The sequence below is a fragment of the Sagittula stellata E-37 genome, from assembly GCF_039724765.1.
GTDB classification, from domain to species: Bacteria; Pseudomonadota; Alphaproteobacteria; order Rhodobacterales; family Rhodobacteraceae; genus Sagittula; species Sagittula stellata.
Genome location: NZ_CP155729.1, coordinates 264653 through 276698, shown reverse-complemented (window position 1 = coordinate 276698; position 12046 = coordinate 264653). Strand labels below are relative to the sequence as shown.

The window sequence follows — 12046 nt, the reverse complement described above, 5'->3', positions numbered from 1 at the left end:
TGGTTCGCCATGACCGAAGACATGCGTGTGACGGTGGAGCGCCTCGGGCACCACGGCGACGGGATCGCAGCCGGTCCGGTCTACGTGCGCGGCGCGCTGCCCGGCGAGGTGGTCGAGGGCGCGGTGACCAGCGGTGTCATGCTGTCCCCCCGGATCGTGACTCCCGTGCCGGAGCGCGTCTCGCCGCCCTGCCGCCACGCGAAGGCCTGCGGCGGCTGCCAGTTGCAGCATGCCGCCGATCCCTTTGTCGAAGGCTGGAAGGTCGACGTGGTGGCACGCGCCTTGGCCGCGCAGGGGATCGAGACGGAGATGCGACCCATCGTGACGTCCCCGCCTCGGTCGCGGCGGCGCGCGGGGTTTTCGGCCCGGCGGACGAAGAAGGGCGCATTGGCCGGGTTCCATGCCAAGGGGTCGGATGTGGTGATCGCCGTCCCGGACTGCCAGCTTGTCCGCCCGGCGCTGGCGGCGGCCCTGCCGATGGTCGAGGAACTGGCGGTAGCCGGCACCTCCCGCAAGAGCGAGCTGTCGGTGCAGGTGACGGAAACGCTGGGCGGGCTGGACGTGGTTGTGACCGGCGGCAAGCCGGTGGACGATGCCTTCCGGGTGACGCTGGCCGGGCTTGCGCAAAAGCATGACGTGGCGCGGCTGGCTTGGGACGACGAGGTGCTGACCCTGCGTCCGCCCTCGCATCGCTTCGGCGATGCCGAGGTCGTGCCGCCGCCGGGGGCTTTCCTCCAGGCCACGGCAGAGGGCGAGGCTGCGCTGCTGGCCGGTGTGCAGGAAGCGCTTGAGGGCTGTTCCCACATGGCCGACCTCTTTGCGGGCTGCGGGACATTTGCGCTGCCTTTGGCCTCTCGCGGGAAGGTCCATGCGGCGGAGGGTGACGCCGCCATGGCGCGTGCGCTCGACAAGGGGTGGCGGCAGGGCAAGGGTCTGCGCCACGTCACGCACGAGACCCGCGACCTGTTCCGCAACCCGCTGTTGCCGGACGAGCTGTCGCGATTCGACGGTGTGGTGATCGACCCGCCCCGGGCCGGGGCAGAGGCGCAGGTGGCAGAGCTGGCAAGCGCCCGTGTGCCGCGAATCGCCTACGTGTCGTGCAACCCGGTCAGCTACGCCCGGGACGCCGCCCGGCTGATCGCGGCGGGCTACACGCTCGACTGGGTGCAGGTTGTGGACCAGTTCCGCTGGTCGACTCACGTGGAGCTTGTTTCGCAGGTCACGCTGGCGAAATCGTGAGATGTTCCGGCGTGGCGAATTGGTGTATGGTCGCAAAAAATGTTCAGGGGCAGTGAACAATGCGATTTCTGAAACTCGGCCTTCTGTTGCTGGCCGTTCTGGGCGTCTCGGCGTGTTCCAGCAAGTTCTACACGTACCGTGGTCCGGAAGTGACCCAGGTCGTGGTGAACAAGGGGGAGCGTCGCCTTCACCTGTTGCACCATGACAAGGTGCTGAAGTCCTACAACGTGGGGCTGGGATTTGCGCCTCAGGGGCACAAATTCATCGAGGGTGACGGCAAGACGCCGGAAGGCAACTACTTCATCGACCGCCGCAATCCGAACAGCAAATTCTACCTGTCCATCGGCATCAGTTATCCGAATCCGGTGGACCGGATGACCGCGCAGGAGCTTGGCAAAAGTCCGGGGGGCGACATCTTCATCCACGGGCAGGGGCCGAACTATCGCAAGGGCAGCCCGCGCGACTGGACCGCCGGGTGCATCGCCGTGACCGACAAGCAGATGCGCGACATCTATGCCATGGTGCAAGACGGCACACCGATCCAGATCAATCCCTGAACGTAAAAACGCCGGGCCATTGCGGTCCGGCGTTAACTGTTTGTAAAGATTGGAGGTTTCGCCGCGAAACCTCAGGTCTGCATACCGGGGGTCGCGCCCATGCCGGATGCGCCGGTCACGAGGCACCACCAGATCTTGCCGTTGCTCTCCTGATGCCAGGCAAAGCCCATCTCGGTCGCGGAGGAGTCGAGGATGACGTTGCGGGTCGGCGTCTCTTCCATCCAGGCGGACAGCGTTTCCAACTCGGTCTCGTAGGTTTCGGAGATCGCCTCGCCCACGAGGCGGCCGGTGTAGCCCACGCGCTGCACCCGGTCGATCGGCGACGAACCGTCGGAGCCGAAATGCCACGGACGATTCTGGACCGACATGTCGCGGGCGTGGGTGGCGGCAGCGGCCTGCAGCTTGCTGTCGAGTGTCAGGGTCGGGGCCCCGGACGCCTGACGCAACGAGTTGACCGCATCCAGCATCCGGTATTCGATCTGGCCGCGCTGTCCGGGGCCGATCCGGTAGACGCGCGGAAGCGGTCTGCCGTCCGGTCCGACCCCGCCGCCACCGCTCGGAGCGGGCGACGTGGTGCAGGCTGCAAGCGCTGCAAGGCTGGACAGGGTCAGGAAGGCGCGACGGTTCATAAGGACTGCTCTCGCATTTAAGGCGTTTCGACTGCCTTACCGCGCCGCGCGTTGCGGATCAAACGCACATCGGCGTGAAGCTGCGTGATGACAAGCCTTTGAATTGCGACTGAGGCATTCAAGCCATATTATGCGTGTCAGGCAGGACATCCCCTGATCAGGAGCTAGAAACATGGCTGATACGCCACGCTTTACCATTGGCCGCCGTGCATTTCTTGCCGCGACCGCCGCTACCCTCGCGACCCCGGCACTGGCACAGGTGAACGGAGCAGGCACGACCGAGATCGAGCGCGAGCTGAATTCCTCGGTACGCCGCAACATCTCCAGTTTCCGGACACTGAACTGGCAGCCCTATTTCTCGAACCTGACCAAGGGTGCGATTCTGGTCGATATCTCATCGCGCGCGCTGCACTACTGGGAGGAAAACGGGCAGTATCACCTGTACCCCTGCTCGGTCCCGCTGACCGAAGACCTGACACGCCGCGGCCGCACCTCCATCGTGCTGAAAGATCCCAATCCGGACTGGCGTCCGACCCCGTCGATGAAGGTCCGCAACCCGGAGTGGCCGGACTACGTCGGTCCCGGCCCGGACAACCCGCTTGGCACCCGCGCGATGCACCTGGGCTGGCAATATTACCGCATCCACGGGACGCACGACACGCGGAAGATCGGCCGCCGGTCCTCGAACGGCTGCATCGGCCTTTATAACGAGCATATCGAAGCCCTGTATGATATGGCGTCTGTGGGCACTCAGGTGTTGCTAATTTGACGACACTTGGGCGAGCGGCGAATTTCGCGCGTTAAGAAGCAATTGCAAAGCCTTCGAAATGCTGCTTAGAACGAGTCACGAGGTAAGTCTTGGGTGCCTGTCGTATGGACCGCTATGGTCGCGGCAGGCGAATATCTGGAGGATAACATGAAGAAACTCGCACTCGCCGCCGCATTTGCAGCTGCTGCAACTTCCGCAATGGCCGGTTCCTACGCAAAGGACGACGTGGTCATGGAAGTCGAGCCGGTTGTTGTTGTTGAAGAGACCCAGGCGTCTTCTTCTTCCGCAGCTCTGCTGATCCCGCTGCTGCTGATCGCAATCGTTGCGGCTGCTGCTGCTGACTAATCGTCAGTCGCACCCGCAACCGTGCGGGTCTTGAGAATAGAAAAGGCGGTGCGACGGCACCGCCTTTTTCATTTTCCGCTCAAGGTCTGGCAGGTCCCGAGCGCGTATCCCCAAGACCTGCCCCTTGACCTGATCGGCGATCAGTCGACCCAGCCGGACAGGTTTTCGCCGATCACCGTGCTGAGCGCGTCGATATGGGCGTCGTCGTCGTTGAGGCAGGGGATGTAGGTAAAGCTCTCGCCGCCGGCGTGTTCGAAGCTTTCCTTGATCTCCTCGTTGATCTCTTCCAGCGTCTCGATGCAGTCGGCCGAGAAGGCCGGTGCGCAGACGGCGATGCGTTTCACGCCGTCTTCCTTCGCCAGCCGGGCGACCTCTTCGACGGTGTAGGGACGCAGCCATTCCTCGGGGCCGAACTGGCTCTGGAAGGTGGTCTTGATCTGCGAATCGTCCCATCCGAGACGCTCTTTCAGCAGCCGCGTCGTCTTCTGGCACTGGCAGTGATAGGGGTCGCCTTCCACCAGGTAGCGTTGCGGCAGACCGTGATAGGAACAAATCAGAAGGTCCGGCTTCTGCTCTGCCGCGGCATAGGCGCGTTCGACAGATTGGGCCAGTGCCTCCACGTATTTCGGATGTGCGAAATAGGGATCGACGATGCGCGCGGTGGGCTGCCATTTCTCCGCCATGAGCGCGCGGAAGAACTGGTCGTTCGCGGTGCCGGAGGTCGCGCCGGCGTACTGCGGGTAGAGCGGGAAGAACAGGATCTTGTGGCAGCCCTTTTCCACCAGCTCGCGCACCTTCGACTGCGTCGATGGGTTGCCGTAGCGCATGCAGAAGGCGACCTCGACCTGATCTCCGTATTGCTCTGCCATGCGGGCGGCGATCTTGGCGGTCTTGGCCTTGGTGATGGTCATCAGCGGAGACTCGTTCGCCTCGTTGTTCCAGATCGACCGATAGGCGGCGCCGGATGTGAAAGGCCGTTTCGACAGGATGACCAGTTGCAGAAGCGGCTGCCATTTCCACGGCGCATAGTCGATCACGCGGCGGTCGGACAGGAATTCACTGAGATAGCGCCGCATGGACCAGTAATCGTGCCCGTCCGGCGTGCCCAGGTTGGCCAGCAGAACCCCGACCTTGCCGGTGGTCACCTTCGGGTGGTCAGAGGGGGCGTGCGTGGGTCGCGTCCCGGTCGTCGTGCCATCCAGCATCGGTCTTGTCCCCTTCTTGGAATGTGTCGCCAGCTAGGTATCGTGTCATGCTGACAGGTCAATCTTTCAACGGTGTTTCCTGCGTGCCCAGTGCGTCGGCCAGACGCTTTGCCGCACTGCCGGGGCGGAGGGGCTGCGGCTGGCTTGCGTCGGGCGCCCAGCCGGTCAGGGTCAGGATCTCGAAGGTGGCGCGGACGCGGCCGTCCTCGGCCGGGTAGCTTTCGGCGTAGATCTCGGCCGCGCGCAGAAGGACGCGGCGGCGGGTGAAGCGCCTGATCCGCGCGTCGAGTGCGTTGCCCTCGCCCATGGCCCGGAGCTCCTGCATCAGGTGCAGCGCGCTGCGGTAACTGACGTCGAGAGGCGCGCTGTCGGCCACCGGCAGGGCCAGGCCGGCACGCTGCATGAGCGCACCCAGGTCGCGGATCTCGGCCATGGGCAGGACGCGGGGCGAAAGACCGCCGGTGATCTCGGCCTCCGCCTGCCCGAGCGCGGCGCGCAGTTCGTGGAGCGTCTGGCCCCCGAACGCGAGCACCAGCGCAAGACCGTCGGGTTTCAGCGCGTGCCTGACCTGGATGAGCTGGCCCACCGGGTCGTCGGCCCAGTGCAGGCAAAGCGCGTGGATCACGAGGTCATGAGCGCCCGGCGTCAGATCGAGGAGTTCGGTGTCCCTGACGATGCGCGCTCCGGGGAAGGTCTGTTGCCAGATGGCGGGAAAGGGCGTCACCACGGCGGGGGCGGTAAACGCCCTTTTAACCATGGCCAGCCGATCCTCCGCCTCATCCCGCGCGATTTCGTGCAGGAACAGCGCCTTGGTGTCGGCGCGTCGGCGGTTGCGGGTCAGGGCGGCCCGGTCGGTCAGGCGGGGAGGGTTGTCCATATGAGAGCAGATAATTTCTGGGCCGCGCGGATGCAAACCCTCGTACAGCTTGTTTACCCGCCGCGATGCCTGTCGTGCGGCGGTCTGGTGGAGACCGACTTTGGCCTGTGCGGCGCCTGCTGGCGCGAAACGCGGTTCATCACCGGGCTGGCCTGCGACGTGTGCGGTGCGCCGCTGCCGGGGGAATCCGGGACAGTGGAGCATTGCGACGACTGCCTGACGCTGGCGCGGCCTTGGGTCGGCGGGCGCGCGGCGCTGGTCTATGCGGACGTGGGGCGGCGGCTTGTGCTGGCGCTGAAGCACGGCGACCGGCAGGACATCGCGGCGCCCGCGGCGGAGTGGATGGCGCGGGTCAGCCGCGACATGGTGACGCCCGGGACGCTGGCGGTGCCCGTGCCGCTGCACCTTAATCGCCATCTGGCGCGGCGGTACAACCAGTCGGCGCTGCTGGCCCGGTCGCTTGCGCGCACGTTGGGGATCGACTGGTGCCCCGACGCGCTGGAGCGGCGGCAGGCCACGCCGCTGCTGGACGGAAAGACACGCGCGCAGCGGTTCGAGGTATTGTCGGGACGAATCGCGGCACGCGCCGGGCGGGCGGGGCTGATGGCGGGCCGCAGGGTGCTGTTAGTGGACGACGTGATGACCACGGGGGCGACGCTTGCTGCCTGTGCCGAGGCCTGCTTGTCCGCTGGCGCACAGCAGGTCTGCGTCTCCGTTCTGGCGCGTGTCGTCAAAGACCCTTAAGTTTCCGCTAAAGGTCGATGGACCGAAAGGAAAAGCGCCATGCAAAACGTCGAGATCTACTCCTCCCCGCTGTGCGGCTACTGCCACGCGGCCAAGCGGCTTCTGACATCGAAGGGAGTCGCGTTCCACGAGATAAACGTGCTGGAAGAACCCGCGCGGCGGTCCGAGATGATGGACCGTGCCCACGGCCGCCATACCGTGCCGCAGATCTTTGTCGGTGACACCCATGTCGGCGGCTACGACGACCTCGCGGCGCTGGAGCGGGAGGGCAAGCTCGACCCGTTGCTGGCAGGCTGATGCGGGTTGCCCTGCTGCAGATGACCTCCTCCGACGATCCGGAGCAGAACCTCGCGACCATGCGCGCGATGCTGAAGGAGGCGAAGGCGGACGGCGCAGAGATCGCGCTGACCCCGGAGGTCTGCAATTGCGTGTCGATGGACCGGGCGCACCAGAAAGAGGTCCTGCGGCACGAGACCGGGGACCGGGTGCTGTCCGGGCTGTGCGCGCAGGCCGCGGCCAGCGGCCTGTGGGTGCTGGCCGGGTCGCTGGCGCTGAAGGCCGAGCCGCCGGAAGAGCGCTTCGTCAACCGGTCGATCCTGATCGACCCCTCGGGCGGCATCGTGGCGCGTTACGACAAGATGCACATGTTCGACGTGCAGGTGTCGGAGACGGAAACCTACGCCGAATCGTCGGGCTATGCGCCGGGCGCGTGCGCGGTGGTTGCGCAGACCGATGTCGGCGCCATCGGCATGACGGTGTGCTACGACGTCCGGTTTGCCTACCTGTACCGGGCGCTGGCACAGGCGGGCGCGGAGATCCTGACCGTCCCGGCGGCCTTTTCGCCGGGCACCGGGCCGGCGCACTGGAAACCGCTGTTGCAGGCCCGCGCGATCGAGACCGGCTGTTTCGTGCTTGCCCCGGCGCAGTGCGGCACGCATGCGGCGCGCAGCGGGCGGGCGCGGAAGACCTGGGGGCATTCGCTGGTGGTGTCGCCGTGGGGTGAGGTGATCCTCGACGCCGGTACGACGCCCGGCGTGTACGTGGTCGACATCGACCTGTCGGAGGTCGCGGAGGCGCGGCGCAAGGTCCCGGCGCTGACCCACGACAGGGTATTCTCGGGCCCGGAGACATGAGCGACGGCAGCGGGCTTGCGATTTCGCTGTTCAGCGAGCTGCTTGTCGCGGACCAGTTGTTGCGGGCGCGGCTGACCAAGGTGCTGCCGAACCGGATGGAGATCTCGCACTTTTCGGTGCTGAACCAGCTTGCGCGCGGCGGCGAGAAAAGCCCGGCGCAACTGGCCCGGTCGTTCCATGTGACGCGCGGCGCGATGACCAACACCCTGTCGAAGCTGGAAATCGCCGGGTATGTGCACATCCGTCCCGACTGGGACGACGCGCGGCGCAAGATGGTGTCGATCTCGCCCGCCGGACGGTCGGCCCGCGATGCGGCGCTGGCGGCGATCACGCCGCTGATCGACGAGGTGATGACCGACCTGGGCGACGACAAGGTGCGCGCCGCGATCCCCGTGTTGCGGGAACTGCGCGGCAAGCTCGAGGGCTAGGACCGGTGGCCAGCGCCGGATGGGGGCGCTGCCCCCGCCGCTCCTGCGGAGCCGCTCCCCCGAGGTATTTTCGCCAAGATGAAGGGCGGAGGCCGGGTCCGGTTCAGGAGGCGGGGGCGAGGGCCGCGGTCACGTAGTTGACCGAGAGGTCGCGATCGGAGATCGACCAGCGCCAGGACACCGGATTGAAGACGTAGCCCTTGCGGTCGACAGGGTCGAGGCCGGCGCGGCGCATGAGGTCGTAGAGTTCGTCGGGCGTGATGAACTTCGACCATTCGTGGGTGCCCTTCGGCAGCCAGCGCATGACGTATTCCGCGCCGACGATGGCCATGGCGAAGCTTTTCGGATTGCGGTTGATGGTCGAGCAGAGGTGCAGGCCACCGGGTTTCAGGAGCTGGCGGCAGGCGGTCAGGTAGACGAGGGGGTCGGCCACGTGTTCGACGACCTCCATGTTCAGCACGACGTCGAAGCGCTCTCCCGCTGCGGCGAGATCCTCGGCCGTGGTGTGGCGGTAGTCGATGGCGAGGCCGGACTGCGCCGCGTGCGCTTCGGCCACGGGGATGTTGCGGGCGGCGGCGTCGACGCCCACGACCTCGGCGCCCAGGCGGGCCATCGGTTCGCACAGGAGTCCGCCGCCGCAGCCGATGTCGAGGATGCGCAGGCCGGTGAAGGGCTTTTCGGTGCCGAGCCGGCGGTCGAACTCTCCGGCGATCTGGGTCGTGATGTAGTCGAGCCGGACGGGGTTCATCATGTGCAGAGGTTTGAACTTGCCGTTCGGATCCCACCATTCGGCGGCCATTGCCTCGAATTTTGCGATCTCCGATGCGTCGACGGTGGTCGTCATGACATTCCCCATGGTCTTTCCCTATGCTTGGCCAATATAGGTAGGACATGGACAAAATCCCGGGCCAAAAGCGCGCAGCGCAGTATCTTTACCCTCCGGTTGATCCGTTCGACCAGCGGACGCTCGATACGGGCGACGGACATCAGATCTATGTGGAGCAGTGCGGCAACCCCGAAGGCGTGCCGGTGGTGGTGTTGCACGGCGGGCCGGGGGGCGGATGCAGCCCGGCGATGCGGCGTTACTTCGATCCGCAGGTCTATCGTGTCGTTCTGTTCGACCAGCGCGGTTGCGGGCGGTCGAAGCCGCACGCCAGCGTGGTGAACAACACGACATGGCACCTTGTGTCCGACATCGAGATGATCCGCGACACGCTGGGCATCGACCGCTGGGCGGTGTTCGGCGGCAGCTGGGGCGCGACGCTGGCCCTGGTCTACGGCATCAGCCACCCCGACCGGGTCAGCCATCTTGTGCTGCGCGGCGTCTTCATGATGACCAAGGCGGAGCTGGAGTGGTTCTATGGCGGCGGCGCGGGCCAGTTCTGGCCGGAGCCCTGGGCGCGGTTCACGCACCTGATCCCCGAGGACGAGCGCGGCGACATGATCGGCGCTTACGCCAAGCGGCTGTTCTGTGGAGATCTGCCGACCGAGACCCGCCATGCGCAGGCCTGGTGCGCCTGGGAGAACGCCCTGGCCACGGTCTATTCCAATGGTAACGGAGGCGAGTCCCCCGGCCATTATGCCCGCGCCTTCGCCCGGTTGGAGAACCACTATTTCGCCAATGACGGCTTTCTTGAGCATGACGGCTGGATCCTGGCCAACATCGACCGGCTGAAGGGCACGCCGGGGGTGATCGTGCAGGGGCGTTACGACATGATCTGCCCGCCGCGCCGCGCTTGGGAACTGGCTCAGGCCTGGCCCGAAGCGGATCTGCGGATGGTTCGGAATGCCGGTCATGCCTTGTCGGAACCGGGTATCAGCGCGGAATTGGTCAGGGCGATGGATGAGATTTCCCGACAAGAGGGTTTACATACAATGAACCGCCGTTAATGTTGACTCATCAGTCAATAAAAAAAGAACCACAGGGAACGTGAATCCGGTCCTAAAAATCATCCTTCAGCGTCTGGCTCTTGGCATCCTGACCCTGTTCATCGTGTCCATCGTGATATTCGCGGCGGTCAACATGCTGCCGGGTGACTTTGCCCAGGCCATCCTTGGTCAGGGGGCCACGCCGGAAGCGGTTGAGTCGATCCGGAGGGATCTCGGGCTCGATCAGTCGCCGGTGGTGCGGTACTTCCAGTGGTTGTTCGATGCGCTGAGAGGGGACCTTGGCAATTCCTTCGCTCAGGCGAACTTCTCGTCCTTCGTGGGATCGGACAGCGGCGTCAGAACCACGGTCGCCGCGCAGATTGCGCCGCGCTTTGCCAACACCATGTTCCTTGCGGGCGTCACGGCGGCGATCGCGGTTCCCTTCGCGGTGACGCTGGGCGTGCTCGCGGCGCTTTACCGGAACTCCGTCTTCGACAAGACGGCGAACATCGCGTCGCTGACTTCCGTTTCGTCGCCGGAGTTCTTCCTGGCCTACCTGCTGATCCTCTTCCTTGCGGTGCTGAACCCGATCCTGCCGAGCCTGTCGAACATCTACGAAGGCATGAGCTTTGGCGAACGGCTGGAAAAGACGTTGCTGCCGGCGCTGACGCTGACGCTGGTGGTGACGGCTCAGATGATGCGGATGACCCGCGCGGCGATCATCAACCTGCTGGCGTCGCCCTATATCGAGATGGCCCGCCTGAAGGGGATCAAGCCGATGCGGGTGATCGTCCGCCACGCGCTGCCCAACGCGCTGGCGCCGATCATCAATGTCATTGCCCTGAACCTCGCCTACCTGATCACCGGCGTCGTGGTGGTCGAGGTGGTCTTTGTCTATCCGGGCATCGGGCAGCTGTTTGTCGACAGCGTCAAGATCCGTGACATACCTGTGGTGCAGGCCTGCTGCCTGATCTTCGCCGGCGCCTATATCCTGCTGAACCTGACGGCGGACATCATGTCGATCCTGACCAACCCGCGCCTGAGGCATCCCAAATGAGCATCTGGATCAAGGTCCTCATCGCGCTTGCCATCGTGGCGGCGGCTGGCTGGCTTTTCCGTTTTGCCGGGCAGAAGGCGACCGGCAACAAGCCCTACTTCCGCGACATGAACTACGCCGTGGCATTCGGTTACGCCCTTGGCGTTGCGGTGATCCTTGGCGGGGTTTGGCTGTATCTTCAGCCCGCGGCGAACGAGGCAGGGGCGCCGGTGGCGTCTGTCCTGTATTTCCGCTGGACGGTGCATGGCGTGGCCGTCGCTGCTGCGGCGGCCTTTGTCTTTCGCCTCTTCGGGCGGTACGTGGGGACGTCCGGCACGCGGAGGATGTTCCAGAACATGCCGCTGACCGCGGCCTTCGGCATCCTCGTGATCCTGATCTACGCCTTCCTCGCGATCTTTGCCGGTGTGCTTGCCCCGCATGGGCAGGAGCAGGTCTTTGGACAGGCCAACATCGTTCCGGGCGGCAACCCGGCGGTGGGCGGCAACCCCGATTTCCCGCTGGGCACCGACCAGATCGGCCGCGATATCCTGTCCCGTCTGATCTACGGCGCGCAAAACACGGTCGGTATCGCCTTTGCCACGACGGTCCTGGCTTTCCTGCTGGGCGGTACGCTGGGGTTCCTGGCGGCCACTCTGCAGGGCTGGATGGACCAGTTGCTGAGCCGGGGTGTCGACGTGCTGATGGCGATCCCGTCGCTGATCTTCTCGTTGCTGCTGATAACCGTGGCCAGCGCCTGGGTGTCCGGCACGGGTCTGACGATTGCCATGGTGCTGATCATCGCGGTCATCGATTCGACGCGGGTGTTTCGCCTGGCGCGGGCCGTGGGGATGAACATCGTCGTCATGGACTACATCGAGGCGGCCAAACTGCGGGGTGAGGGGCTGTTGTACCTCATCTTCCGCGAGATCCTGCCCAACGCCACCGCGCCGCTGCTGGCGGAGTTCGGGCTGCGGTTCTGTTTTGTCTTCCTGACGATTTCCGCCCTGTCGTTCCTTGGCCTCGGCATCCAGCCGCCGCTGGCCGACTGGGGAACGATGGTGAAGGACCTGTCGGCCTTCATCAACTACGCGGGCTTCGCGCCCCAGATCGCCGCCGCGCCGCTGCTGTCCGCGGGCGCCATCGCCCTGTTGACCGTCGCGGTGAACTTTGTCGTGGACTGGATGCTGCACCGAAGCTCGGGCCTGAAGGAGTAAG

15 protein-coding genes are annotated in these 12046 nt (G+C 65.3%); 11 read left to right on the top strand and 4 right to left on the bottom strand.

What is annotated here, in order from left to right:
* The first annotated feature begins 9 nt into the window (after positions 1-9).
* Entirely contained in the window at positions 10-1239 is a 1230-nt protein-coding gene (locus ABFK29_RS01380; protein WP_005858427.1) for a class I SAM-dependent RNA methyltransferase, read from the top strand.
* A 59-nt stretch (positions 1240-1298) separates the two neighbouring features.
* Positions 1299-1796 (top strand): L,D-transpeptidase family protein, encoded by a 498-nt coding sequence (locus ABFK29_RS01375; protein WP_005858425.1) that lies wholly within the window; start codon positions 1299-1301, stop codon positions 1794-1796.
* Positions 1797-1867: 71 nt separating this feature from the next.
* Here ABFK29_RS01375 and ABFK29_RS01370 read toward each other — a convergent pair whose 3' ends face one another.
* Positions 1868-2425, bottom strand: a complete 558-nt coding sequence (locus ABFK29_RS01370) for a CAP domain-containing protein (RefSeq protein WP_005858423.1) — start codon at positions 2423-2425, stop codon at positions 1868-1870.
* Positions 2426-2597: 172 nt separating this feature from the next.
* Between ABFK29_RS01370 and ABFK29_RS01365 the strand changes: the two genes are divergently transcribed.
* Both ABFK29_RS01365 and ABFK29_RS01360 read left to right on the top strand, forming a co-directional pair.
* Entirely contained in the window at positions 2598-3194 is a 597-nt protein-coding gene (locus ABFK29_RS01365; protein ID WP_040604475.1) for a L,D-transpeptidase, read from the top strand.
* Between the two features lie 147 nt (positions 3195-3341).
* Complete coding sequence (locus tag ABFK29_RS01360) at positions 3342-3539, top strand: hypothetical protein (RefSeq protein WP_040604523.1); 198 nt, start codon at positions 3342-3344, stop codon at positions 3537-3539.
* 140 nt (positions 3540-3679) lie between these two features.
* On the opposite strand, the gene hemH is transcribed toward ABFK29_RS01360, so the two are convergent.
* Both hemH and ABFK29_RS01350 read right to left on the bottom strand, forming a co-directional pair.
* Positions 3680-4744 (bottom strand): ferrochelatase, encoded by a 1065-nt coding sequence (hemH, locus tag ABFK29_RS01355; RefSeq protein ID WP_005858418.1) that lies wholly within the window; start codon positions 4742-4744, stop codon positions 3680-3682.
* Positions 4745-4802: 58 nt separating this feature from the next.
* The gene (locus tag ABFK29_RS01350; protein WP_005858416.1) at positions 4803-5621 is read right to left on the bottom strand and encodes a hypothetical protein; all 819 of its coding nucleotides are present in this window, start codon (positions 5619-5621) and stop codon (positions 4803-4805) included.
* On the opposite strand from ABFK29_RS01350, the gene ABFK29_RS01345 reads away from it, so the two are divergent.
* Genes ABFK29_RS01345 through ABFK29_RS01330 form a run of 4 tightly spaced genes read left to right on the top strand, consistent with a single transcriptional unit; the run spans position 5622 to position 7926 of the window.
* Positions 5622-6365 (top strand): double zinc ribbon domain-containing protein, encoded by a 744-nt coding sequence (locus tag ABFK29_RS01345; protein WP_040604474.1) that lies wholly within the window; start codon positions 5622-5624, stop codon positions 6363-6365.
* A 39-nt stretch (positions 6366-6404) separates the two neighbouring features.
* Positions 6405-6662: a glutaredoxin 3 gene (grxC, locus tag ABFK29_RS01340; protein WP_005858413.1), complete on the top strand. Its 258-nt coding sequence runs from the start codon at positions 6405-6407 to the stop codon at positions 6660-6662.
* On the top strand, positions 6662-7498 hold the full coding sequence (locus tag ABFK29_RS01335) for a carbon-nitrogen hydrolase family protein (protein WP_005858411.1): 837 nt from the start codon (positions 6662-6664) through the stop codon (positions 7496-7498). Before grxC ends, ABFK29_RS01335 begins: the two co-directional genes overlap by 1 nt.
* On the top strand, positions 7495-7926 hold the full coding sequence (locus tag ABFK29_RS01330) for a MarR family winged helix-turn-helix transcriptional regulator (RefSeq protein ID WP_005858409.1): 432 nt from the start codon (positions 7495-7497) through the stop codon (positions 7924-7926). The genes ABFK29_RS01335 and ABFK29_RS01330 overlap by 4 nt, the downstream gene beginning before the upstream one ends.
* Positions 7927-8029: 103 nt before the next feature.
* Here ABFK29_RS01330 and ubiG read toward each other — a convergent pair whose 3' ends face one another.
* Positions 8030-8770, bottom strand: a complete 741-nt coding sequence (gene ubiG, locus ABFK29_RS01325; protein WP_040604473.1) for a bifunctional 2-polyprenyl-6-hydroxyphenol methylase/3-demethylubiquinol 3-O-methyltransferase UbiG — start codon at positions 8768-8770, stop codon at positions 8030-8032.
* Positions 8771-8817: 47 nt separating this feature from the next.
* On the opposite strand from ubiG, the gene pip reads away from it, so the two are divergent.
* The 3 genes from pip to ABFK29_RS01310 are packed head-to-tail and all read left to right on the top strand — an operon-like array spanning position 8818 to position 12045.
* Positions 8818-9816: a prolyl aminopeptidase gene (pip, locus tag ABFK29_RS01320; protein ID WP_005858405.1), complete on the top strand. Its 999-nt coding sequence runs from the start codon at positions 8818-8820 to the stop codon at positions 9814-9816.
* A 40-nt stretch (positions 9817-9856) separates the two neighbouring features.
* Positions 9857-10852 carry an ABC transporter permease gene (locus tag ABFK29_RS01315; RefSeq protein WP_005858403.1) on the top strand — a complete coding sequence of 332 codons (996 nt, stop codon included), beginning with the start codon at positions 9857-9859 and terminating at the stop codon, positions 10850-10852.
* Positions 10849-12045: an ABC transporter permease gene (locus tag ABFK29_RS01310; RefSeq protein WP_005858402.1), complete on the top strand. Its 1197-nt coding sequence runs from the start codon at positions 10849-10851 to the stop codon at positions 12043-12045. The genes ABFK29_RS01315 and ABFK29_RS01310 overlap by 4 nt, the downstream gene beginning before the upstream one ends.
* Position 12046: the final 1 nt, after the last annotated feature.